At 50.0% G+C, this 25,141-nt stretch carries 21 protein-coding genes; 16 read left to right on the top strand and 5 right to left on the bottom strand.

The window, feature by feature from the left end:
• The first annotated feature begins 465 nt into the window (after positions 1–465).
• Genes SH302x_RS13395 through SH302x_RS13385 form a run of 3 tightly spaced genes read left to right on the top strand, consistent with a single transcriptional unit; the run spans position 466 to position 2,058 of the window.
• Positions 466–1,494, top strand: a complete 1,029-nt coding sequence (locus tag SH302x_RS13395) for a DUF932 domain-containing protein (RefSeq protein ID WP_479369187.1) — start codon at positions 466–468, stop codon at positions 1,492–1,494.
• A 32-nt stretch (positions 1,495–1,526) separates the two neighbouring features.
• Positions 1,527–1,757 carry a hypothetical protein gene (locus SH302x_RS13390; protein ID WP_479369186.1) on the top strand — a complete coding sequence of 77 codons (231 nt, stop codon included), beginning with the start codon at positions 1,527–1,529 and terminating at the stop codon, positions 1,755–1,757.
• Between the two features lie 25 nt (positions 1,758–1,782).
• On the top strand, positions 1,783–2,058 hold the full coding sequence (locus SH302x_RS13385) for a hypothetical protein (RefSeq protein WP_479369185.1): 276 nt from the start codon (positions 1,783–1,785) through the stop codon (positions 2,056–2,058).
• Between the two features lie 322 nt (positions 2,059–2,380).
• Here the strand turns inward: SH302x_RS13385 and SH302x_RS13380 are convergent, their stop codons facing one another.
• From SH302x_RS13380 to SH302x_RS13370, 3 genes are all read right to left on the bottom strand, one after another.
• Complete coding sequence (locus SH302x_RS13380; protein WP_479369184.1) at positions 2,381–3,355, bottom strand: FRG domain-containing protein; 975 nt, start codon at positions 3,353–3,355, stop codon at positions 2,381–2,383.
• 253 nt (positions 3,356–3,608) lie between these two features.
• Positions 3,609–5,480: a hypothetical protein gene (locus SH302x_RS13375; RefSeq protein ID WP_479369183.1), complete on the bottom strand. Its 1,872-nt coding sequence runs from the start codon at positions 5,478–5,480 to the stop codon at positions 3,609–3,611.
• Complete coding sequence (locus tag SH302x_RS13370) at positions 5,480–7,411, bottom strand: RNA-directed DNA polymerase (protein WP_479369182.1); 1,932 nt, start codon at positions 7,409–7,411, stop codon at positions 5,480–5,482. The genes SH302x_RS13375 and SH302x_RS13370 overlap by 1 nt, the downstream gene beginning before the upstream one ends.
• 1,268 nt (positions 7,412–8,679) lie before the next feature.
• Here SH302x_RS13370 and SH302x_RS13365 point away from each other — a divergent pair.
• The 6 genes from SH302x_RS13365 to SH302x_RS13340 all read left to right on the top strand — a co-directional run bounded on the left by SH302x_RS13365 (position 8,680) and on the right by SH302x_RS13340 (position 16,961).
• Positions 8,680–12,285 (top strand): hypothetical protein, encoded by a 3,606-nt coding sequence (locus SH302x_RS13365; protein ID WP_479369181.1) that lies wholly within the window; start codon positions 8,680–8,682, stop codon positions 12,283–12,285.
• A 795-nt stretch (positions 12,286–13,080) separates the two neighbouring features.
• Positions 13,081–13,260, top strand: a complete 180-nt coding sequence (locus SH302x_RS13360) for a hypothetical protein (protein WP_479369180.1) — start codon at positions 13,081–13,083, stop codon at positions 13,258–13,260.
• Between the two features lie 202 nt (positions 13,261–13,462).
• Positions 13,463–14,281, top strand: a complete 819-nt coding sequence (locus SH302x_RS13355; protein ID WP_479369179.1) for a hypothetical protein — start codon at positions 13,463–13,465, stop codon at positions 14,279–14,281.
• A gap of 442 nt (positions 14,282–14,723) precedes the next feature.
• Positions 14,724–15,563 carry an aminotransferase class V-fold PLP-dependent enzyme gene (locus SH302x_RS13350; protein WP_479369178.1) on the top strand — a complete coding sequence of 280 codons (840 nt, stop codon included), beginning with the start codon at positions 14,724–14,726 and terminating at the stop codon, positions 15,561–15,563.
• Positions 15,564–15,699: 136 nt separating this feature from the next.
• Positions 15,700–16,005: a hypothetical protein gene (locus tag SH302x_RS13345; RefSeq protein WP_479369177.1), complete on the top strand. Its 306-nt coding sequence runs from the start codon at positions 15,700–15,702 to the stop codon at positions 16,003–16,005.
• The gene (locus SH302x_RS13340; RefSeq protein WP_479369176.1) at positions 16,005–16,961 is read left to right on the top strand and encodes a tyrosine-type recombinase/integrase; all 957 of its coding nucleotides are present in this window, start codon (positions 16,005–16,007) and stop codon (positions 16,959–16,961) included. The genes SH302x_RS13345 and SH302x_RS13340 overlap by 1 nt, the downstream gene beginning before the upstream one ends.
• A gap of 121 nt (positions 16,962–17,082) precedes the next feature.
• Here SH302x_RS13340 and SH302x_RS13335 read toward each other — a convergent pair whose 3' ends face one another.
• On the bottom strand, positions 17,083–17,382 hold the full coding sequence (locus tag SH302x_RS13335) for a hypothetical protein (protein ID WP_479369175.1): 300 nt from the start codon (positions 17,380–17,382) through the stop codon (positions 17,083–17,085).
• A 756-nt stretch (positions 17,383–18,138) separates the two neighbouring features.
• Between SH302x_RS13335 and SH302x_RS13330 the strand changes: the two genes are divergently transcribed.
• From SH302x_RS13330 to SH302x_RS13320, 3 genes are all read left to right on the top strand, one after another.
• Complete coding sequence (locus tag SH302x_RS13330; protein ID WP_479369174.1) at positions 18,139–19,158, top strand: JAB domain-containing protein; 1,020 nt, start codon at positions 18,139–18,141, stop codon at positions 19,156–19,158.
• A gap of 238 nt (positions 19,159–19,396) precedes the next feature.
• Entirely contained in the window at positions 19,397–19,858 is a 462-nt protein-coding gene (locus SH302x_RS13325) for a JAB domain-containing protein (RefSeq protein WP_479369173.1), read from the top strand.
• A gap of 199 nt (positions 19,859–20,057) precedes the next feature.
• Positions 20,058–20,318, top strand: a complete 261-nt coding sequence (locus SH302x_RS13320) for a hypothetical protein (protein WP_479369172.1) — start codon at positions 20,058–20,060, stop codon at positions 20,316–20,318.
• Between the two features lie 140 nt (positions 20,319–20,458).
• Here the strand turns inward: SH302x_RS13320 and SH302x_RS13315 are convergent, their stop codons facing one another.
• Complete coding sequence (locus SH302x_RS13315; RefSeq protein ID WP_479369171.1) at positions 20,459–21,055, bottom strand: DUF1294 domain-containing protein; 597 nt, start codon at positions 21,053–21,055, stop codon at positions 20,459–20,461.
• A 301-nt stretch (positions 21,056–21,356) separates the two neighbouring features.
• On the opposite strand from SH302x_RS13315, the gene SH302x_RS13310 reads away from it, so the two are divergent.
• The 4 genes from SH302x_RS13310 (at position 21,357) to SH302x_RS13295 (ending at position 25,136) form a co-directional block, all read left to right on the top strand.
• Positions 21,357–22,205, top strand: coding sequence for an ArdC family protein (locus SH302x_RS13310; RefSeq protein WP_479369170.1), 849 nt, complete (start codon positions 21,357–21,359; stop codon positions 22,203–22,205).
• A 150-nt stretch (positions 22,206–22,355) separates the two neighbouring features.
• Entirely contained in the window at positions 22,356–24,182 is a 1,827-nt protein-coding gene (locus tag SH302x_RS13305) for a DEAD/DEAH box helicase (RefSeq protein ID WP_479369169.1), read from the top strand.
• Positions 24,182–24,652: a hypothetical protein gene (locus tag SH302x_RS13300; protein ID WP_479369168.1), complete on the top strand. Its 471-nt coding sequence runs from the start codon at positions 24,182–24,184 to the stop codon at positions 24,650–24,652. Before SH302x_RS13305 ends, SH302x_RS13300 begins: the two co-directional genes overlap by 1 nt.
• Before the next feature lie 148 nt (positions 24,653–24,800).
• On the top strand, positions 24,801–25,136 hold the full coding sequence (locus tag SH302x_RS13295) for a Flp family type IVb pilin (protein ID WP_479369167.1): 336 nt from the start codon (positions 24,801–24,803) through the stop codon (positions 25,134–25,136).
• Positions 25,137–25,141 lie beyond the last annotated feature (5 nt).

The raw sequence follows: 25,141 nt of genomic DNA, 5'->3' as shown, positions 1-25,141 counted from the left end.
AGGGAGCACTCTACTCACTTTCTCATGAAGACCAATACGCTCAGAGCCCCTCAAGAATCTAGACCTCAAAAAGCAGCTTGAGGGCGAGGGCAGCTTGCCTAAGGCTTTGGTTTCATTCGCTTCCACCGTCCATCATCCGTCGGGGCCAAGGGCCTGCGGCCTCAGCGGGCGAGCCCCGACGGATGACAGCCGATGGAAGCAGTTTGAAAACAACTCTTCAATAAATGTCACATTGTCCAAAATGCTGATCAAAACACACTATTGGACTTTGCGTTGCCACTGAGCATTGCTCTCAAGTCCTTCTTTCACAACTGCTGGTCACTCTTTGTGACTTGTCCTGGGTAGACGATTGAACCCCAGCACTCGCTGGCTTTGCTTGTCGTGAATCAGCACAGCAAATTAGCGAGGACTGGTGGTGCATCCTCAAAGGTTTTTTCTGTTTTACTCAAGACTTGGAGAAGAATTATGACAAATCTTAAAAGAGCGTCGTACCAGCTATTTTCACGGCCAGATGATGAACGCTTCGCTGATTTCGACGCACTGACAGAGTATTGCGCAAGGTCACGTCAGGAATCGGAAGTTCATTGGAAGGCGCCAGCAGAAGTCATCCCGTCCGCCTTAAATGGGGGATTAGGACTAAAGTTGACAGGTGGCTCCGGCTACCTCTTGAACGACTGGTCGTTTGGTCAAACCTGTGCATTATCAGGAGTCAAAAAAGAAACGGCGAATCGATTACGTACAGCGACGATTGCTCAAGTTTTACTTGAGACAATGCCAGTTGGCGGAAAGCCAATTCAGGTGCTCACACGAGGTGGTTCGGTGCGTTCCATTCATGGAGCGTCGTATACTAGACTCTACGATAGCGATGTACTCGATATCGTGCGGAAAGAAGCACCTGAGTTTACGCCTCCGCCGCCCGGATTCAACGGTGCGACAGGCTTATACGCCGGTGAACAAGATATGTTTGCCTTCTTGGTTGACAATGATTCCTGGGTGGATATTGGTGGCGAGCAGTTTGCGCCAGGCTTTTTCGTTTGGAATAGCGAAGTTGGCCGTCGTTCGGTTGGTATCGAAACGTTCTGGTTTCAGCGAATTTGCGGCAACCATATCGTATGGGATGCCACAGAGGTCGTGACCTACAAACGTAAGCACACCGCCAATGTGGTCGACGCACTTATCGATATGCAGGAGATCCTTCGCCGCTTGGTTTCAAAGCGCAACGAGCGCAAAGATAACTTCGCTAAAGCGATCACTCGAGCGATGAATACGTCACTTGGCTCGAACATAGAAGATGTGGCGAAAGTCTTGACAGGCCAAGGTATTGGCGTCGGCCATGCAAAGGAAGCCGTGCAGGTCATGGCTACACTCAAGGGCAATTTCTCTGTTTTCCAAGCAGTTGATGCTCTGACGCGAATCTCTCGACAGATTGCAAATGCAGGCGATCGTGCCGCGTATGACATGAAAATCGGCGGGCTCTTGTCGCTCGCTATCTAATTTCGAAGTTCTAGCAAAGAAAGGGCTAGGCAATGGACCCACAAGCAACGTGGATAGCGATGATTCAATCGCTAATGGATGACGACGAAGAGGCTGCAAGTGAGCTTGCAGAAAATCTTCTCGAATGGCTTGACCATGGCGGTTTCACACCGCAGGTCATGATTGATTACGGCCAAGCTTCTAGTGCTCCTGAGTCACAAGTACGCCATCTTGACCGAATCGTTGTTAGGCATGTTTGTGCGATCGTTCGCACAGCAAAGTAATTCCCTTGTTTTGGAGAAATATCAAATGGCTAATCAAAGTGCTGCAAAACGTCCCGTGCACGAAATTCGTATGGGGAGAATCAAGGCTGCGATATGGGAGAACGATACCCGTGAAGGATTGCGACACAACGTATCGCTCTCTCGTATCTACAAAGACGGAGAGACCTGGAAGGACTCGTCCAGTTTTGGACGTGATGACCTACCACTCGTTTCCAAAGTCGCTGACCTCGCACACTCTTGGGTGTACGAGAACAGTGGCAGCGGAGCAGTCTCTACCGTTGAATCCAGCGTTGATTTCTAAGCAGTGCCGCATTCTCTAGCAGAATGTTTGGTTATCTTTGAGCTCTTGCGAATGGATTCCGATTCGGAACATCATTTACATGACTCAGAGTTTGCGGATTAGGCAGTCGCCTTTTCCGAATAGGTTCGATGCACCACCGGGCCTATTTCAATCTTCGCTCTTACCTACCCAGCACAGCGACTTCTGGAAACGTCTTCGGACAGCGGGGCATACCGAGATGCTCATGTATGGAAAAAACTTCGAAGAGGTAGCGGGACAGGCCGAATTACACGTCGCTCCAATGTACGAAATCGGAAGTGTTTGCCCTGCGGTGGTTCACGCATCAGTCTGCTTGTTGCCAAGAGCATCTGAGCGATTCCCAAACGAATTTCAACTGCTCTTTCACACTCTCGGCAGCTCCTTCAAATGACGGAAACGCTTTTGCAGCGTGGTACCCAAGATTTCTGAGCGCGAGTAGCAAATCCAAACAGTGCGACACCGGAAGCTTGAGCACCAGTAGTTGCTGGAGACTTGAGTGCTCCGACTGTTCAAGCAAGGTATCCAGGGGCGGAACGCCGGGACCATCATTCTCAAAGTCTCTGCATGGGGTGAAAGTGAACAAACCGACCTGACCATGAAGGTTTGAGTTAGCATATCTTGGTGCTGTAATCAGTTTTATGTCGCCCCCAAAGTAAGAACTGTTGTGCATCCACAAACAATAGACGGCAAGATAGCCGCTGCTATCTGTGTGGATTCTGTCGCTCGCGCCCACTGCGGCAAAATATGCCGCGACATAAGGTGAGTACGTCCAGTCCAAGAGCCTCGTGGGTATGCCGCTGTGCTGTGCAATTCCTAATACGGAAAGAAGTTCAAGAGGCGGCCATTCGTCAATCTCAATCTGCCTAATAGGCTGCTTGAAAAGTTCCGCTCCCGGAATCGCCGCCCTAACAAGCCGACTGAGACAAGCTTGTAGATGGTTCCTCAAGACTTGTCCATCCTCGGGAATTGGCAGAGCTTGTGAATCTGCCATCTCGATAAATGCGCTTAGTGCTCTAGCTTCCCAATAGCATTGTGCTGCCTTCTTATTGGTCTCGTATGGATTGTCACCCGTCGGATTGACCAAACCTGATAGGATTCGCTTTCCTTCTTTGCGAAAGGCCGTAGGTTGTAGATCCCAATCGCTACACGATTGCCCACGAAAGATCCATTTCTGTGAGTTGTCAGTCTCCGGCCAATGTCGGAGAAGCTTTCCCCGCGGATATAGAAATTCGATAAACTCGTCAGCGGATTCTGCAATATGCTCTTGAATAATTGACATTCGTAGCTCCTGATAGCGGCAAAGAATGAATCACAACAGAAGTAAGATGCACACGCTTCAACATCGATCTCCAAATCCGTAAACTTTGAACTCATAAGACAAGTGCATCAAAGGCGGACGCGTCCTGAGTACACAGAAATTAGTGAAGTGGCAGTCGTGAAACGGTAGACCGGAACGGCATCGTACGGGTGCGTCGAAACCAAAGCTAAATTGTGTTTACGTAAATTAATTGCAATTTGTCGAGTGTCCTCGCCTAATGCCTCGCAAATCCAGCCGGTGACGACTTTAAATCGGCAGGAGGAGTCTCTCGCATTCGTTGATAGTCGGATAGGTCGATCTCGACAATTGATATCGCTGCTTGCATGCCGCCGTGGTCATGAATCAGTGTTCGTTGATGACGCTCTTTGTAAGGTGCTTGAACGACAGATCCGCCAAATTCGCCGCTATTTACGATGACTATGTGCTGGAACATGTGCCAACTTAGCGCGCTTGCCATAGTATCAAAGGTAGGTACATCACGGTTATTTGCAGGAACGATAAGCATATCGGTCAAATCTCGCAGATCAGACGCAAGTTTAAGGTCCGTCGCGTCAAAGCAAATTGCGCCAGAAACAGCGACTGGTTTTTTCCCGTTAGAGAGATCAACACGTAGTATGTACTGATGGGGCCTGTATGATTTGATTTGCATTTTCACTTCTTCCTTCATCATGTGCTCTTTTCCTTGTAGCAAATAACGAAAGGCTCGCCCGGTTTTTCTTTGTTCCGGCAATACCCAAAGGCCGGTATTTATGAGTTCATGAAGTCGTTCATGCTCATAAAACGACAAGCCGCAAAATACGATTGCTTTGGTAGCGTCAATGAATCGCTCAATTAGATCGAGGTCGGCACGATGCACAGCAATCTCTGGTAAGACAACGATGTCTAAGCTATTGCTCTTTGCATAAGTACTTCTTAGCTGGTCATGTTCCCAAGTCAACCTCAGTAGTGATGCAAGGTGGTTGCGGTGGATGGGGCGAAACGAAGTAGCATTCAAATCTGGACCGTGTGCACGTAAGTCAGCGTGAGTCGGGCGCACCGTCTGAATCAGCGCAAGCGAAATGGTTGGGGGATTTTTGAGCGGGTTGCGGACGACGACGTCATATACAGGCAGTGCACTTGACCTGCCAAACATTTTTGCCAGCTCTCTTATTCGCTCCCTTACCCTCTCTTGAAGCGACTGCAACGAAACCACAAGTGCAAAATCACCGTCGGAATCGGACCTACAACCCGGCCAGGCGAGAAGATGCATAAGGAGCGAGTCTAACCAAGGCGAACAGCTGGCGTGCTCCCATTCGGATAGTTCAAGGTGGCCAGTTAGTCCATGCTGCCGCTTGTACCACGAAGTACGCACCCCGCAGTATCCATCGAGTTGTTGCTTGCACTGCGCTGAGGAGGCAGTGAAGTCAACAACTCCGAGCATAGCGGATCGAATGATCCGCCCGATTGCATAAAGCAATGCTCGCTCATTGTTTGCCCATGATGGGAGTCTATAACGCGCATCTTTGGCAGCAACGTTTGTCTTTGAGACCCGAATTGACTGTGTTGTTTTGGGTTCAGCAATTCCATCCCAGCTGTCCACTTGGAGCCGCAAGCCATCTGGGTGTAAATCTGAGACTAACAACCTCTCCTTTGCAAGCTCCGTTGCAATTGCGTCAAGCAATTGAAGTGCAGCTGTTTCTTGCGTGAATGGGTTGTTCGTCGCTCGCATCACTCGGAGAAGCGACTCTGATTTCGCAAGGTTGGAAGTGTTATAAGCAGCATGTCCAAGGTCAGATGGCATCGTCTCCTGCATAGCAAGAAACACTCGAGCATGTTCCGAACGGGTCCGAACGAACTCCGACAACTCTTCCGATATTGCTGAGTTGGCTAACCAGAGAGAACCGACGAAAGGTGCCAGTTTGTCAGCTTCCAACCGTTTTAAAATGGATAAGAGGCGTCGTAAAGTTCTTGGTCGATTGCCCTGCAGTTGATCCAATGCCAACACAAGGGGCAAGTCACTCTCTTCGTTCGCCGCGCTAACCTTACTACTAATTTCGAGCAAACGCCGATAATGCTCACCGAGCGAGCTTAGGATGTTACTTAACATTAGGGTTGCCTCCCAATGAACAGGAGGAACATCACGGCCTGCTGAGAGACATACCAAGGCGTAACCGCTGTTTCTAGCAAGGACTCTGCAAAATCCCCTAACAATTCTCGATATCCAAGAAGATCGCTCTTGGCTGGGAGCTCATCTGGAGATACATCAATTCCCGTTTCAATAATTCCGGCTTTCAGAAGCTCTCCTGCTGTGTAGAACGCAACACTTTGCGTAAATGCAAGCTGCTGCTGTTGTGAGCTACTGGGAGTGCGAGATGTTGAGGGATGCATGAATGCACCCTGAATCGCTTCAATCACCGGTGCGAGGAATTCGGGGGACGGGCAGAGATTCATCGCGTGCCGCAGTACTATAGCAAGTGAGGGATCAAGACTCCACAAGCGAATCATCTGTCGACTTGCTAGTTCCATTTCAGCATCAATACGCTTCAAACTCGAAGATCGATTGCCACTTGATTCGGCGGCCATGTAAAATCGCCGATTACGCAGCGTTGTGAATTTTCGGTACGATCCAAAGCGGATGACGGTGTCATCCCGCACTGTGTGCTTAACCACATGAATCTGAGAAAGTGGAAGTTCGGCTCCATCGCCAATACTATTCTTGGAGTTCCGTTTTTTATCTGAGGGGCCCCCTTGGTCCCGTTCAGCTATGACGGTATTTAGAAGGCCATCGATTGCGACACTTACCTCCTCGAGTGACTCCATATCCATGGGACCGCTCAGCTTCTCTTGAATCGCGGCCATAATCGTCGGACGCATGGTTCGACTTTCAAGTTCTTTCAGAGAAAGATATGCGGTTTTTGATTCGTTGCACTGCTGCGATGCAACATGCTTTTTTAGTTTCCCTTTTACCCATCTTGCGACTTCGTCGGTAATATCGTCCTTGAGTAACTCCGAACTTCCCTCGACCACGAAGCGAATGTCGTCGACGTATCTGCAATAGTCTATGATTCGCAGGCCCCCACGAGTATTTGCTTTTTCTCTCTGTATTTCTGTCGTAATAGCACGATCAAACGCAACCATGTATGCGTTACTGAAAAAACCCGAGGCAACAAGCCCTTGCGGAATACCCTTTGGTAACTTGTTTTCCTTGAGCAGGAGCTTTTGCTCGGGAGTGACTGGAGCCCATTCCCAAGAGAATAGGACTTCCAGGGCCCGGAAGAACTCTGAGTCAATTGAATGGTCGAATCGTTCGCAAATGTGCTTCAAAGACTGAATAACTTCTTGAGGTGCGATCGCGTCATAAAACCCTTGCAAATCTAGCGACACGACTCCGAGTTCCGAGCCTGTTGGTCTCATCGGGTAAAAGTGACGGCAAACGTCGAACGAACGTATTAAGAACTTTTGATAATCGACATAGTATTTGCGATAACATGCGGCGTTACCCCACGTAAACTCTGCTCTCGTTTGTCCAGACGAGTCCGTGGTCCAGTCGCAGAGAAGACGATTACCATAACTGGCCACTCCTGCCGATCGCGCCTCGAGTGACGGTAAGTCTGTGTTTCCCTGTGCCGTTTCAACGATGTCGGCAAGTGAAATTAGCGCTGCCATGTTCAGAACTTGGTCACGCAGTGCAAGATGGGCCAATGGACGCATTGCCATTTTCGTTTTTGCTCCCGGCAACCAACGGCCCTCGCGAAATTCCCACGGATGCTCATCTGTTTTAGGAGCTGGTACGATCGCCATTGGAGAAGGCTTGAGGTCAGAAACGTCACCCAGCTGCATATCGAAGCTGATGTTGAAGATGAACCTCTGTAAGTCCAAAGCGGAGACATCTAGTTCAAGAACGTCTGCGAACCAACTCTTTGATCGAAGGTAGCTATGCGATTTTTTCCAAGCTTGAAGTAGAACATTGTCGTCTTGCAAGCATGCAAATCTGGGTACTGGTCTTGAAAAGGGATCCCATTTCGAATCTTTCGTCATAGCGAATTCGCTCAGTTAAACTTGTCTGTGCAGGTGCTGGAAGTTCTAGAATGCCTAAGTTCAGTTTAGTTTGACCTAAATACATCGTCGAGTTGAGAGTAATTCAAAAGCTCAAGGATGATGAGCTTTTGGTAGTTCATCAAATAACGCCTGAGCATGGTCGTTCACTAATCATGACTTCGTGGCAACAAAATCATGGAATTACTTAGGCAGGAACCAGATGTAGCTGGCCTAGCATCTCGTTGTTGCCGTCTCGGCCGCCGAGCACAATGGCATCCCTAGATACGACTTTGATGGGCTTTATGAGTTAGTGCTTCGCGAGTGCCCAACCAAACTTTAAAACAACTCACGTGAACATAAGCTTACATTTCGGTCTCGCAATGCATATCCGATAGCGGAATTTGGCAAAGACATCTACGAGTGCGGCGGCTGGCGCCATGGGTGGCGTTCTACAAAATGCAAAGCTAAAATCACTCCGGCCCAACCCTTTGTCAAGTTTGGCGATGGCATTGGGCATTCAAATTTGTTGATTGTTAAAGACACCAGTTTCTGGCGGTGTCGTAGTCGAGGTTGCCATGGCAGCGATACTCTTCCAATCAAGGTGTTGGATCTAGCTTAAACGGATCGACCAAATTTACACTGCATCACAGCGTGTCGTTGTATTCAACACGGGTTTGTATCGGATAGTACGTTCTCGAGCAGTTTGGGCAGCGGCGGTCGGTGAAACCGGCACGGTGCCTTCGGGCCAAGCAACGATGGTACGCAGTTCAAAATAGGTGCCCTTCTCTGCAATGGGCGAAAAGTCGGGCCAAAGTGAATTTGTCGTACGGGGAGAAGTGATCGAGCTCGATAGCGTAACTCAAGCACTTATATAAGCCTGGAAACTTATGAGTTCCTTAGGCACGTTGCCATGGGCAGGATCCTCGAAAACTCAATGCCATGTCAACTTGATGGTAAAGCCACATTACCAATACTCTATCTGATCTTCGGAATACGAGTGGGCTGACATCGACCCGCTGCCCCTAAACTTTCTGCAACCGTTAGAACAGGCCTCATCCAGATGAAAAGTGGCTAAAAAAATCTGATCGTAGAGTCCGCAGCGAAGCCTTTGCGTCGAACCTACAGCGAAGAACCGCTTCAATCGTTCTAGGCGGTACTTTCAGTAAATCTTTGGTGCACGGGTTGATAAGATGAAGTCTGCGGTCGTATTGACAACGTGTAGCGTGCTTCTGTCCGCTGTAATTGGCTGTGGTCTAAGCGGAAAGTACATGCCTGACACCCGGCACGGTGATCGCCTGGATGCCATTTTTGGCCAACGCCACACACAGCACGTCGAAAAGCACCCGGAGCCGTGTTCGGTATTATCGCTGGCAAAAGAGGTTACGGAGATCGAAGACGCAATTCGTCGCGATGGAAGTATCACTGTCAAACAACCCGATGTTTGGGGTGACACTAGCTTGACCCACTTCATCCAGGAATACGACAAGGAGATGGCGAAGTCTGTCGACGCCTTCGAAGCGACTCTGCAGGCTTACGTTGCCCGTAGCGATGCCTTGGAAGTGCAAAGTTCGACGACTCTTGGTTTGGCAAGCACGGAGGGAGAGATCGTAGTACCGCCTGGCTTGACACGTACCACTACTTCGGGCGTCGAAGGGGCGACACTTCAATTGAGTGCCGACGCTTCGAAGCCGATCGACATTTCGGAAGCCGACTTTAAGAAACTTGTCGACTTAGCCCAATCGGTCAAGCTGGCCGGATCCTCAAAAGCTGGCGTGGGCGTGGAACCCACTGAACTAGAACGTCAGAAATCGACTTTCATCAATGTCAATCAAGCTCTTCGTCGTCGCAACATGGGCGACGACACCGCGCGAGGTGCCGGATACGGGCTATATAAATTTCGCGTTCCGGTTTCCGTACTGCCAGGCCGCGAAACTCACGAGGGTTACATGGCGTTGGTTTCTATGCGAGCACGGCTCCATATCGATGAAGCCAACACGCGCAATGCATTCTCAAAGATGTTCATCGCGGACTTGGTTGACGCGGTCACGCCTCGGGTTCTCGCGAAATGGGGACAAAAGACTCAGCTTGAAGAAAATCGAATTCAACTCATCAATAATCTGAAGGTCCAATCGCTGAAACTCAAGACTCTTAATTCGTCCCTGAACAGCGAACCTATTAACAAGTACTTTGAGCTTTTGGACGCAGTGATTGAAAAAGCAGACTCCATATTGACGTGTGGAAGCAAGGACGAAACGTTGATCGATCTGATGGCTGAGTTAGCTTTCGCGGGCAACCTCGTGGCGGACGCGGTTCGTGCTCAATGTGGAAATCCGAGAGAAAATCTGGATCCGAAAGTTCGCGTCGAAAACGTTGCCAATTCATGCCAAATTAGCCAGTGCATTGCGGATAACCAAGCCACTGGTGTAAACCTCCTTGCGCTAATAGATGTCGAACCAAACCAGATCGTCGATGAACTACGTCAAATTGGGAGCAACTCGATTACGGCGCATCGGATTGCAGCGGACATGCAAGTCAATCTTTTTATGGAAGGGGACTTTGCAAAAACGGAGAGTGGCGCATTTATAAGTCAATTGTCGGAGCGTTCGCTTGACACAATGTTTAACAAGGTGCTCGGAAACAATGCATTGGGACTTATTGACCAGTTGGAGTCTACAGAAATACCTGTCTCGTTATCCCTCGCCAATACGCCGGCGAATGCTTCAGATTTGAGGGGCGACGTCGACTATCCAATCGTGCTGATCAACCAAAACGCGTATGATGTTGACAGCATTCGCCTAGTGGCGGAACGATACTTCGAAGAACGAGGGCACAGCATCGCACCAAAGATGCGTGAATTACGTGAGTTCCTCACAGAGTACTTCTTCAAGGTTCACATTGCTCTGGAAGAACGCAATAAATATGCCGAGCAAGCCGAACTGATTTCAAGCTTTGCAGAAGCGACCGAGCTTGGAGAGTCGATCGATGCGACCCGGAATCGTCCAATTCAGCGGGGGAACTGGCGAAACCAGATGTTGAACGAATATGACAAAGAGTTTGTGTCGATCAGTTGGTTGGTCGCCTCCCAGGCGGGCGTAACCGACCTCAACATGAAACGCTTGATTCGTGACTTGCGACGTCAGGGAAAGATCACTGTTGAATCGTTCTCAGAATTCGATGCTGACACATTCTACTTTTTTGCTTACGAGGTCAATCCCGATACGACTTTGCGACTCTGGAGGACGATGGTAGAAGGTGCATTTCCGATTCACGTATTCGCACTTGATCCGCAAGTTGAAGAGCAGAACTCGTTCGACGTGTTGAATCGTCGACGCGAGTTGCAAACCGCGCTTGCAATAAGTGTCGCCAAGGGTGGATTTGGGCTTGGGCAACGTATTGCCGCCAGTCGCGCATTGGGGTTAGACATTGCCACTATCGATTTGAATCATACTGTTGTCGGATTCACCCACGGAAACGACACATTTGGTTGGTACTTTCGCCCCCGCGTGCAAACACCACCGACCGAGTCGTCAAACATCGCCGCGCTGGCGAGAACAATCTGGTCTACCGGTCCGACCGAACGTTACGATCTTCGCCACCGCCAATTGGAGCCTGGAGTTCGCGAGTGCGAAGTCTTGATAGCCATGCCCAGTTTCGTGACTCAAGTGGACTTTGACATCACAACCAATTGGGAGAAACTCACCAAGCCGGGCGTGACTAAACGCAGCTATGAAGAAATGATCGCTTTAGGAGCTCGTGTGCATCAAGCGCAAAATTGCTTGTGTGGTTTCGGTGATGAACATTGTATTCGGCCCGGCGATACTGCGAGGTTAATATCGCGCATCGAACAACTCGAGAAGATGCTGTCATTACAGACACACACTAGCAGCGTTCCTTACGAGTATTCTTTGTCAGGAACGGATCTGTTTCATCGTGGCGATCAGCAGCTCCAACCAGTGCTCTTTGACTACTACGGCCTGGATTATGTTTCCACTGAAGACAACAACGTTCAAGAGTTCTTTGTATCCGGTCGAAACTTCCATCCAACTTTGACGCATGTCATTTTGGGCGGAGTCGAAGGTGACACGTTGGGCACCGACGAGGTGGAAGTGCTCAGCCGGGAGTTGATTCGAGTTCGTATCGCAGGCTTGAAGAAAGAACTCTCAGGAGACAAGTTTCACCTTCGGGTTGGCACGCCGTCCGGACTTTCCAATCGTTTGGATTTAGAAGCCAAAGCCGCAAAAAAGCCTGCGTCTGGATGGAAGCTGACCGTTGAGAAAAAGATAGCCGATTACTGCATACAGTGCAATTCTCGTAGACTAACCTTCCCCGCAATTAGAAATAACAAACTGAAGCTTGAATATGATCCCAAGCCGCTTCCGTTGAAACCGACCACCGGGAGAATCGTTGCACGTCTTTCTGCAGTTGACCCATCTGGTAAACCGGTCACGATTGCCCCAGAAATAGATACCCTGCCCATCGATATCCAAGATGACGGTACGCACCTTTACGTTGACGAACAAGCTTTGTTAGACCAGATATCGTTCTTGTTTAGCAGCAATGCAACGGGAACCTTTCCCACCAGCATCGATATTCCCGCTGGCGTCAATAGAATCAAGCTTATAGCAACATTTTACGTGACGTTCGACGTTTGGCCAGTTAGTGAATTGGGCAGTAAGATGGAGATTGACGTTACGGTTAGAGACACCTGTACTAACGCTGGAATTCCAGCAGTCGCGACTCCTAGTTCGCAACCCACCACAGCATCGGAATCGAAGAGAACAGGCAGCTCCGTTCCCAAGGCCGGAACTGCTACCGATCTAAACTATTCATCCGATAGTCCTGGTGAGCAGTTGCCATCGCCACGGTACAATTGAGAAGAAGGACGAAAGCTGATCCGCATTAATTCCTAAGCGATGCAACTTGCTCGAGAGTGCACCACTATTCGAGATCGACTAGATTACTTGTTGCATTTATTTGCAGCCGGATTCTAGACGCGTGTCTGAGCGCAATTAATGCCACAACGGTTCGGCTTCGGCGTTCAAGGTTCACCCAAATGGAGGAGTCACTTCTTTCCGTACTCCTTAAAAAGCGGAGCCGATCAATCTCAATTCCGAACACGCTGGTGGTTCTTCTTGGACTGAAAACTTCAAAACCTCGGTTCAATACAGACGAGTGTCCACCAAGCTTTTGGCGATGGAAAAAATTCTTTGCTACACCTCTTTGTTTTCGCGAATTGTGACAACGAATGTCATTAGAGTCGACTCAGTGCCATTGCCTGACAACGAGTGCCGAGCCTAATGCGAGTTCGGACGCCGTCGTGGTGAGTTTGTCTCCACGAACTCTTGATCCTCTTCTTCAGCACTAAACAATTCAGGCACTTTCTGTTGAAAGCTCGCTCGTCGGCTGCGTTATTTGACGACACGCGATGCCTGTGATAGTTGTCGAATTCGTCTCCAAGGTTCTTTGTTGTTACTGGTACTGGTTAGTTGGGCTTTGCAGCTTTGGTCGTACACCATGGCTGGTCGCAAAAAGGTTTCAGTTGTGAAGGTTTCTTACAGGAATTACTTACTATGATAGATCACGGAATAATTAGGCAAAAGATTGCAATCGATTCTGACGCAGTTCGGTGTTGTCAGCACACTCCTTGCCACAAATCAAAAAACGGTCAGATGCAGGAGTCTTGGGTCGAAGTAATCGTTGGCTCGGTTACACATGTCGCCTGCGGTGTATGTGGTACGAAGTTCGGTACTGTCGCCAACGAGGATGACGAAGCGGTAAGGCAGGCGTATCTTGAGCAGCAGCGTCGGCTCGCATGCCCAGGATGCGGTGAATCACCGTTTCTTGGCTAACAACAATCCGTAATAGGCTAGGTTTGGCTCGCGGTGTTATTAACGACCAGCCATGCTTCAAAATACAACGGCAGTCTAACAACCAAATTGATATGGTAACTTGCTTTTCCCAAGTAGATGTCGTAGTTTCATGAACATGAGGACAACTGGAAAATCTAAGTTCTACGATTCGTTGCCGTGGTTTGCATTTATCGCAATTGCGATGCTCCCAGCAATCGGCTTGTATGCGTGGAATTCTCAAATCCTGCTTCTTTACGTCGCCTTCCTGTGTAGCTTGACAATTGGCCTGTTATTTCGTCGCCCGCAAGACCGAACACGGCTGGAAAGTGAGCATGCAATTGACCTACCCTTTGCAATTGCTCATGACAAGGAGATCTATGCGGAGTACTTAGCGAGCGCAAGAGCTCTAAAACGGATTAGCCAGATTCCAGACCCAGTGTTTCGCGAAGCTGCAATGCAGCGAATCTCTGCGGGCACGAATGAACTCCAAATGATCGCTGACGGTGTGTTGACATTTGAAGGAACAGAAAGTTGGCGAATCGTATATGAAGCGTTGCTTCGAAGCCATCATGTCTTTCTCTACAGATCGGTCGCTTGGGTGAAGAGTTCGCACTATTGGCAGGATGGACCCGGTAAGCACAGTACACAACTGAATCTTCAACTTGTTGACAGCCAGAAATTGAATATCGAACGGATCGTTATTCTCAGTGACTCCGTCTGGCCGAATGAACAACAACTCCCAAGTGAACCGCTTCTGGGCTGGATCAACGAACACTTTCGACACGGTGTGTGGATCAAGCTTGTTCGAGAATCTGCGCTCGAAAGTGAACCTGATTTGTTAAGCGACTTTGGAATTTACGGCAGCCACGCTGTTGGCGAACAGACTTTGGATGATCAGTGTCGCACAGTTCGCTTTGTGCTGCGATTTAATTTTGACGCTGTCGAAGCTGCCGAAGAACGCTGGAAGCGTCTTGCTGTTTACTCACAAGCCTACAAAGATCTGCTGGATTCGCGGCGGTAGAAAGCATAGAATGGTGGGTTCTTGTTAGAAGGAGCCACGCTTGCCAAATCCCATTTATCTTGACTCAGCGAGACTCGGGCAGTTTTCCCCTAATGCCCGACGGGCGCTCCATGAATTTCTTGACTTAATCAGCACAGCTCCGACGCACCCGCAATTGATCGAGTGGTTACGAAGTGGCGGCGGCTTTGCAGATGACTTTGAGCTATTGTCCTTGTGGCAAGGGATCGACGCATTCGATAAAACTATTGCTAAATTGTTCGGTGCACCGGAGGGTTCGCGAGTGTGCTTGTCTAGCCGCTCCGTTACGCTAATTAGGCTCGGCATGCAAGAACTGTTCAAGCGTTGTCGGAGATGCATGACGGTTGACACGTGCTGGCCGAGATACCTTCATGAGTTACATCAGGCGGCATACGCCAAGTCAGATTCTGTTTTCGTGAAAAGTATGCGACGGCCAGTGTACGACCATGGTGTCAGCGTCGAAGAGTTTTGCGAAAGTCTGTGTTTGGTCTACTGTGCCGAAGGCTGCGACGGTCTCTTTTTACCGGCAGTGGATCATCTGGGGACTAGGCTCCCAGTTGCTAAAATCGTGACATCAATCCGCAAGATGGGAGGAGAGATTCGTTACGTGCTGATTGATGCTGCGCAAGGGCTAGGACATGTGCCGCTTAAAGACGATTGTGAAGTCGCTGATTTGGTTGTCGCTGGAACTCACAAATGGCTTGGCAGTTATTCGCCGTTAGGTATTGGCGTGGCTCCAAACGCATGCCATGCATTCGCGATTGAAAATGGTATCGATCGTGCTGCTCGCAGTTCATACATCGACGACGGGCTGTTGGCATTCACCGAACAACTTCGCGGTAGCGTGAGCGTACTGTCTGAAACGGTAAACCTATGTCCCCTGTTCTCAGCTTTTGGTGCAATGATAGGTTGCTTATCGCCAACGGTAAGGTCGATGGCGGCTCAGCTACTGAATGCTCAACAAGTGATATGTGTCGCAGATGAGTTTGGATGGGATGTGATATTGCCCGAAGATGATTTTCGAAGCGGAATTCTGCTGTTACAACTTCCCAGGCATGATCAAAAAATGGATTCGAGCCGGTTGCAGCAAGTATTTTCTGATCACTCGATATTTTTGACCGCGTATGATAGCGGCCTAATTCGTATTTCTTTGCCGACTGAGCCGCTAAGCACTGAGGCACTCAAACAGCTTGAGATGGCCTTCTGCATTGCGCACCGCCCAGCTTGCATGGAGCACAGACTTACGTCAAGTTTGCACTCCTAACCGCTTTATGGCATGACGGAAAGCATGCAAGCCATCACGCTGACAGCTTATTCATTTTATGCTTGATAATGTCCTTTATCATGCGCTATACCTCGTCGCAGTTCTTTGAATTAATTCATGATGGAGGTAGTAAGAAATGGAACGACTCAGCGACGCGGCCATAATTCGATTGGCGAGTGCTTTTCCCTCGTTGGAAAATGCGAACGGTTTGTGGCCTTGGAATCCGGTGCAGTTTGATATTTGGGCCAACGACTTTGACCGAACGGTTAACCAATTGCATTCGGCAAGATTCTTGCTTAGTGTTTGGAATCGGAACTTCGATTGGGATTGTGGCAGCTTTGAACCGCAGCTTGCGATTCGGTGCTGGGATCGCGCACATCGATGGGGCTTCCTCGGTTGCCAATGCCCAAGTTTTTTCATGGCTAGCTCCGTTATCCAGTGATGTCCCGATCACTGGTTCAACAATCTCAGCAGATGGTTCCCAGCCTTGTGGCTACGGCGGGCCATAATGCGAGATTCGCGTGGGATGAATTCTTTTTCGCAACCCTTCGAAGCGAGCATACTCGTCGTGCCTACCTTCGTTCCGTCGTGAAATTCCTCGCTTGGTGCGACACCAGAGCGATTGAACTGGCCAAGATCACCCCGGCGGACGTGGGAATCTATCTGGCCTCTCTCCCGCTGGCGATTGCGAGCAAAAAGCAGGTGCTCGCTGCCTTGCGGCATTTCTTTGATCGTTTGGTGATGCGTCACGCGGTGATGCTCAATCCTGCGTTGTCCGTTCGGGGAGAGCGATACACGGTGCTGGAAGGAAGGACGCCGGAAATATCGATCAAGCAAGCACGGCAATTGATCAAGTCGATTGATACGAGCGACGTGGTCGGGCTCCGCGACAAGTCGATCATTTGCATCCTCATCTACACAGCGGCACGAGTGGGTGCTGTTTCCAAGCTGCGGGTCAAGGACTTTTACGACGCGGGTGATCAGTACTGCCTTCACTTTATCGACAAGGGAGGCAAGTCGCGCCACATTCCGGTTCGCCATGACCTGCAAACATTGCTGTTCAGTTACCTACGAAGCGCTGACGTTCAGCCTGGAAAAGACGATCCATCCCCGTTGTTCACAACGTGTTCTCGACGTGCAAAACAACTCTCGGTCAAGCCGATGACCGCAGGCGACATTGGTCGAATGGTGAAGCGGCGAATGTCGCTGTGCAGCCTCCCGCGACGGCTTTCGCCGCACTCATTCAGGGTCACGACGATTACCGATCTTCTCGAACAAGGTGTGCCGTTGGAAGAAGTTCAAAATCTCGCCGGCCACGCCGATCCAAGAACGACACGACTTTACGATCGCCGCAAGAAGTTGATTACGCGCAACATCGTCGAGCGAATATCTATTTAGCACTCACCTTCATTAACTAGACGATAACGTCAACTCCTCGATTGGCATCTGCTTGGAATCGAGAAAAGTTGCTTTAGCAGCCTGACACGGTCAAGTACATCGATAATGATCGCGTCAGGAGTCAGCGGGCGGGATCAGAACCAGGAATGACTGCGTCAGGATCGAGTGGAGGCGGATCATCGCCACGATTGATCGAGTCAGGGTCGAGCGGAGGTGGATCATCGCCACGAATGATCGAGTCAGGATCGAGTGGAGGCGGATCATCGCCACGAATGATTGAATCAGGGTCGAGCGGAGGTGGATCATCGCCACGAATGATCGAGTCAGGGTCGAGCGGAGGTGGATCAGGAAGCGACTGTACGCACCCACAAGCCATCACAACAAGAAAACAGACGAATGTTGCTTTACAAGAAGGATTCATACAAATCTTGATTTCTGAGTAAATTGCGAAACACGGCGAGTCGTATTGTACCTCATTTCGACGGACATTTCGACACATCCTTAGAGACTTAGCCGTAACACAGCGACAAAATGAAATGAGCCGATCATCACGGTACCTGTGATGTCGGCTCTTGGATTTGCGACCACACAAAAATGATTTCGGTCGACTTGTTCTTAATGATCTGTGCTAGGCGGCAATCTCACATTTAACTCAAGCTCACCAAGCGATTTGTGATGCATGATTCGCAAGATTGATTTACGCCTTGGTAGTTCTAAGTGCCCAATACCCAATGCCGTCGGAAAAATATCACGGCTGGGAAGTCTCAATTGTCAGCAAAAAAGTCTCGTCACGAAAGGATATCAAACTGATGTTGAGCTGGCGGACGGGTGCGCTGGTTATGACCGTTCGTAGGAAGCAAAACTCGGCTAGCTCAACGGCCGAGTGGGTCACCACGGCGGTGAACCTCCTTGATTATCCGCGATTGAAATTCCGCAGTCAAGTTTTTCGCAATTTTTTTCTTGAACTGTTTGCGACAGCGTGCAGCGTTCGCCATCGCAAACGCCAGCAGGTGAACTTGGCAGACCGGTGGCACAGACACTGACCGCCAATCGTTGCCAATTTGAAAAAAATGTCGACGCCACCAAAAAATCGCTGGATTGTTCGCTTCCCAAATGATTTCATGGAGTTCGTCAACCTCCTGACGCAACCATTCCTTCTTTGTGAGCAGCAACGCCAATGAAGAACTACAGCCCGCTCTTGGACGAAAAAGTACTCGACCGTTTGGACAACGCGTATGCAATTTGCGACACCGAGTTCCTATTGCATCCCGGATGTCCCGATTTTGTCATGCGGTACTTCACGCGACCTTTCAGATCCTGCTTGGTCCTACTAAGCGGCGTCTTGGAAGACATGGAACGAACTGCTCACTACTTTCCAGATACCGCTGGTCGGGTTTCATTGGCGAAGAGGGTGATCAGTTCGTTAGCCGAATCGGAATACTGCGAAATCAATGGAAAGTTTGCCGAAAGCAGGTTGTCTGTCCATGGCCAAATCATGCAGGCTGTTGATTTCCTGCGAACAAACCACCGTGTTTGTGTGCTTACGAACTGTAGCCGCACCATTGAGAGCGTGAACCGTTTGAGAAAAGATCAACGCAAGGAGGCGAGAGGTGTTTCATGCCTGCGAATGTCGAACCAGACGAACATGCCGATGGTCGCGTGGTGGCACGATTCAGATAAACATGCAGCAAGTATGATCGGCGCTCGTACAACCGAGAGCGTGGAACCAAAGGATCGCTCGACCGGTAAGCCCAATCTGAAATCGGCAGAATTTTACATCCGCGAAGCAATCGTTCAGTACAAAACGACAGGGTTCAAAAAGATTCTATCGTCACAGAAGGAAGCGATCGCAGACTTCGTTCGTTCGGTGACGGTAGACAATAGTCGCGAACACGTGATCGCACTCTACGTCGACGGCGCTGGATACATCATGAACTATTCAGTGATCGCGATCGGACAAGCCAATCGTGTTCATTTTCATCCAAGAGAGATTTATCAGGCTGCCCACATTGTCGGTGCTGTGTCCATCATTCTGGTTCACAATCATCCCAGCGGAAACCTCGTTCCAAGCGATGCCGATATCAACTGCATCGCTCTCTTTGACGACGCGGCAAAGTCTTCTGGGATACCAGTGATCGACCACATGATCGTCACGGATGCGTCATTTGTGTCGCACAGCAGGAAGCCATGGAAGTAAAAATGGTTAGTCACGTCGGCATTTCTCATTGTGCCACGGCATCAAGGTCCGCTGAATCCCTCGCTAGCTCGGGGTTCCCTCTCGCGATCATCCGATCGCTCGTGACCGCTGCTGCTTTCGCTACGCGAAAGACTCCACCTTGACTTGCCGTGCCTTGACTTGGTCAAGCCGACGGCAGGCAAATTCCATGAACCGCATCGACTGTTGCCGATCGCAGTGATGCACTTTGATGAGGACTATGAAAAACGCTCGACAACCAAAAACAAGACACCATTTCATTCGCGAAGTAAAAGTAAACTACAAATCGACCAAGACGGCACGAGTCAAAATCAGCGACGCTGTTGAAGTTGCTGATTTTGTGCGGTCTGTGCTGACGGATAACAGCCGTGAACACTGCGTTGCAATGTATCTCGACGGTGCACACCAGATCGCAAGCTACTCCATCGTGACCATTGGCAGTGCAAACTCTGCCCCGCTGGCGCCTCGTGAAGTATTTCAGAGAGCCGTCCTCGTCGGTGCCATCAGTATCATTTTGGCCCATAACCACCCCAGCGGCGTTCTGACTCCAAGCTCGGCGGACTTGGAAATCACACGACGCATGAAACAAGCGGGCGATCTACTTGGGATCGCTGTGTTGGATCATGTAATCGTTTCGGATTCAGACTCCCTATCCATCAGATCGGAATCGACGATTTGGTAGCGGCTGGCTGCTTGCGTTTCGCCACGAAACGTGATAGCTGAGTGTCCACTGACTCGATCCTTCTCATTCCTCCCAACAGGTCAACCATCGCCAACTGGTCCATGGAGTGTCGCATTCTTGCGCCGCTCAAAGGCCCAGTTACGCAAGTCTGGTTCTTACTTCTTTGAAAAGGTTTTCGAGTGTTCAAAAGGATCAGCCGATGAATCAGTCATTCTCTATTAACGATGTCAGCGTTATCGAACAGGAACCCAATCGAAGGTGCAACCACACCTTGATCTATCGCACGGAACAGGGTGTTGCCCTTGGCACATGGATCGAAGAAATCGGAGACTATGGAATTCGCGTCAGTTGCCAAGTCTGCGGAAAATTCTATGGCTACTTACCTCACGCATCTCATCGCACCGAACAAGCGGCAATGCGGGCATATCTCAGGCAAAAAGCGAAACCACCAAGTTCTTGATTGCACTTACCGGTTCTGTCGGCCAGTCATTCAATCGGTTTTCTCAACCTTGCGTAGCTGGCCATTTCACTTGACCATGTCGCTAGTCCATGGCGGTCTCCTCACGCGTCTCATTCAATCAAGCCCTCCATTTGCACCCTCTAGCGAAACGAGCTTATGAACTCACGCACCGATGGTGAAGCAACGAAAACAAGCGCTGCACAATTGATGATCACCGAAATCCAAAACGAAACTTGAAACGATGTTTTGACGGTCTTGTGACGAAAGACTTGTTGTCCGATCAACGCGCCAGGCCATCCGCCAATGATACCCCAGATGAGCAAGCTATCTTCCGAGATCCGATTTCGTTGGGCCTTCGCAGCACTTTTGTCGATCCCATACGCGATGAACGCAGCGGCACTGGTTAAAAAATACAGCCACGTAAATGCCTGATGCAACTTACCCATCAACACGAGAGATGCAATCGCAGTGAGAAACGCAATGCCAATGATCGCTTTGGTCGACGTAGCCTGCGACTCGGTAAACAACTCTCCATCAAACACGACCTTGACAGCCTGAGAGCGGCCATCGGCACCGGCTGACAATTCATAGTTCACGGCGTCAGAGACGACTGGGCGACGGTCGCGATTTCCAAATGACTTGATGTGAACATACACGTCATCTCCTCCATTGGTCGGAGCGATGAATCCAAATCCCTGATCATCTTTCCATTTGACCAACATCCCATTGTACCGCATGTCTTTTTCGGCCCGATGACGCCATTGAAGTAAGCCACTGAAGATCGCTGTTTGGAAAAATTGTACTTACTCTCTTTTCGTCGGCTAGTTCGATTTTATCACGGCATCAAGGTCCGCTGAAGCAATCGCTAGCTCTTGCTTCTCTCTCACGGCCTCCGGCCATTCGAGCCGCTGCTGCTTTCGCGTGCGCGAAAGACTCCACCTTGACCAGCCGTGACACGGGCTTTGTAACCTGCGGCAAGGCTTCTCATTCAAAAAAATCTCTCAGATGCCGACTGCGAGACCAATTAGGAAGACAACCATGAACCATCAAGATGCAATTCAAACAGTGACCCAATCGCTCGAACAACTTCACCGCGCCCTGGAGGTAGGCCGGAACGACATCGTTGAGAATCAATTGAAAATGACGGCGATGTTTCATCACTACTCGTTTAGTAACGTCATGCTGATCGCAAAACAGTCACCTCATGCCACTCTGGTCGCTGGGTTTCATGCGTGGAAAAAGCGGAGCCGATGGGTTAAGGCTGGCGAGCCTGGAATCGCGATCTTGGCACCGATCGCCCGTCGCCAAGAAATCGAAGAACGTCCACAAGGGATCGACGTCAATGACACTGCTGAGGAAACAGTCCGTGGGTTCCGTGTGGTCCACGTCTTCGATGTTTCACAAACAGATGGTAAGCCGCTGTCGGAGCAGCCTGAAATTCTTGGAAATCCGGGACGTAATCTGGACGCTTTGTTGCGAGTCTATGAGTGTCTGGAAATCAAACTTGTGTTCGCGAGCTTGCCAAGCAACGTCCAAGGATACTCATTGGGTGGTGAAGTCAGGATTCGACAAGGGCTAGATGACGCCAGCCTGTTTCGCGTTCTTGTTCACGAACTCGCGCACGAGATGATGCATCGCGAAATACGTGTGACACGGGAGAACCAACCGGTTCTGGAAACGCAGGCCGAGTCGGTTGGGTTCGTTGTCTGCAACGCATGCGGCGTTCAATCTTTGGATCGCAGCGTCAATTACATTGCGTTACACCAGGGCAGTACCGCACTCTTGGGGGAATCATTTCGGAAGATCCAGTTCACAGCGTCGAAGATCATTCGATTAATTGAAAATCAGATAACGCTAATGAACAATCAATCTGTACACGCCGCATAACGTCCAGCAGTCGTTTCATCGAAACAAAGGGATGGAAATGGTTTCGATATCCATCCCTTCCTATTTCACACTGATTTAGTTGACAATATGCTCTGATTCTGGCATACGACACGTCAAGTATTATTGTCAGCATTATCGCAATAGGGCTACGTGAAACCAACATCAAACCATTCCTTTCAATTTCAGGCAGTTAAACCCAGCATCCTTCGCAATCGTCAACTGCGCGAGCCGCAACGCGAAGCATACGCCGCCGTCAGCAAACACTTTCAGGCATCACTCGATCCGGCCCTGATTCAAATACCCGTGGGCGGAGGAAAGACCGGGTTGATCAGCATTCTGCCCTTTGGCATCGCACGAGGACGAGTGCTCATCGTCGCCCCCAATCTTACCATTCGCGATGCCATTTTTTCTGCGGTGGACTCAGCAAGTGCCAGTTGCTTCTGGCGATCTCACGGGGTTGCGCGACCATCGCCGATCGGGCCATTTGCAGCGGTCCTCGATGGCCCGCGTGCTAATTTCGCTGACTGCATCGATAGCCATTTCGTGGTGACCAACGTTCAGCAGATTGGCCAGGCGGGAAACCGCTGGCTTAAACAAATGCCGCCTGACTTCTTTGACATGATTTTACTGGATGAGGGACACCACAACGCGGCCAACAGTTGGCAGCGGTTGATGGAGCATTTTCCGAACGCGAAAATCGTCAGCTTGACGGCAACCCCTTTTCGTTCCGACGGCCAGGAGATTACTGGCAAACCAGTGTACTGTTACCCTTTTCACCGTGCGATGAGCCGAGGCTACATCAAAACTCTTCGTGCCGAGCAGGTGTCACCGTGCGAGCTGTCATTCACATTCGGTGATTCGTCCGAAACGGCGACGCTTGATCAAGTCATCAGGCTGAGAGAAGAGACTTGGTTCAGTCGAGGCGTGGCACTCGCTGATGAGTGTAACCGCAACATCGTCTCCAATAGCGTTGCGGCGTGCGAGCAACTACGCTCCGAAGGGACGATGCAGCATCAAATCATCGCTGTTGCATGCTCAGTCGAGCACGCAAAGAATATCTCAGAACTCTATCGCGAGGCTGGTTACAAGGCGGCGGAGATTCATAGCAAACAAACCAAGGCCACACAGAATCACGTATTGACGCGTCTGCGGCAACACAAACTCGATGCAATCGTCCAGGTTCAAATGCTTGGCGAAGGCTTTGATCATCCGTCCCTCAGCGTCGCTGCCATCTTGCGGCCCTTTCGCAGCCTCTCGCCCTACGTGCAATTCGTCGGACGCATCATGCGAGTCGTCAAGCAGAACGCACCAGGCCACGTCGACAATCGCGGTGTGGTGATTTCACACGTGGGTCTGAATACTGATCGGCACTGGGATCAATTTCGGCAATTGGATAAGGACGATCAAGTTCTTTGGGCGAGCATCATCCGTGGCCCGGAGTTGGAAACGAAAGAGGACACCAATCAAAATGAAACACCGAACGATGAAAACATCGGCGAAGCCGAACCGCCGGAAGAGATGTTGGTCGAGTGGGAGCGAATTGGAAACGGGATGGTATCCAACTATGCTCAGCTTGACATGACGCCAGAGAATCCCGAATCGTTGGCTGATTGCGAGGCTGCGGTGGACGAGCCTATCATCACCCTCGTTGTGGGACCGCAGGAGCGGAGGCGACAAGCCAAGTCTCGACTGAATCACCAAGTTGACGATACGATTCGAATGGTACTCAGCAAGACGCGACTTTCATCCATGGGAAGCCAAGTCTCACGCGTTCATCCGATGCTACGCAATCAGAAGAACTGGGCCGCGTGTCGGTATTGGCTCTACTACACCTTGAATCAGAAAATTGGCCGACGACCAAAATCGGGCAGTGAATGGAGCCTCGAAGACGTGGAACTCGCAAGCGAACTGCTCCCTTCGTTGATGATTGAACTATGCGACAAAGTCGCATCGCGTCGCGCGGGGAAATACTTCTAATGCCAGTCACGAAGCGTCTGTTAAAACATGTTGATGTGGAGGTCGCACGCGGTGATCGCAGATGTCGGCGAGACCGATCGCGTGTCATTCGACCCGGTCATCGCTGTTTGACAATCCAGGAGGAAGGCACACCGTTCAAACGGAGCTACTGTGCTGAATGTGCGTTACCGATACTGGTGCTGTGTGCGGCAAACTTGCGGGAGATCCGAGACGGACTTTATCCAAACGGCCTTCCCAGCAAACGAACGGAACCACATGAGGAAACCGTCGGCGAGGCACTGGTCGCGAAGAACCGCAAAGCAAGGGAAGACAAAGCAAGAGCGATGTTCACGGAGACTCAAAGCCTTCAACCGAAAAAGAACGAAACCGAAGAGCATCCAACACCTTCATTCAATTGCCAGGAAACAGACGAGCCCGAGCTGGCGAGGAGCGGCTCGCCGACTACCAGGGCGATTCGAGCGGGCGGGTGACTGTTGCCTGGGATAATCCTTGCAATCGCTGCTTTCGAATCAAGATCCGTCTATGTGATGACGATCTGGAGTCTATGAGAATTCAATATAACGTAGCGGGCAACTCATAAGCTTTTGTGTTGGCGGATGCGTTTATGAGTTGAGGCGTTTGGCTGCTGTTCTGCGCCATGGTGTTTTAAAAGGTTCTTGGATTGAAGACTTGGTTACGAAGCCTTTAGGGATTGCGGGTTTTGATAAGGTGGATAGCTCGCTAGAGATTGAAAATCAACCGGCTTTTAAAACTGTTAGTAATTCATTGAATTTCCATCATTTTAGCTTCAAGCATTTCGCCCAAAATGAGCACGGGGCTACCATGGTTGAGTATGGAGTCATGGTGGCGTTGATTTTGGTGGTTAGTATAGTGACGATATCAAGCATCGGAGAACAGATGCAACTCAGATTTGTTTATGTTCAAAACGCAATAGGAGAGGTGCAGCCAGAATAGTTAAA

It is taken from the genome of Njordella calcicola (assembly GCF_056494125.1).
The sequence above is the reverse complement of the archived record's forward strand: the minus strand, read 5'-3'. Positions and strand labels throughout refer to the sequence as shown.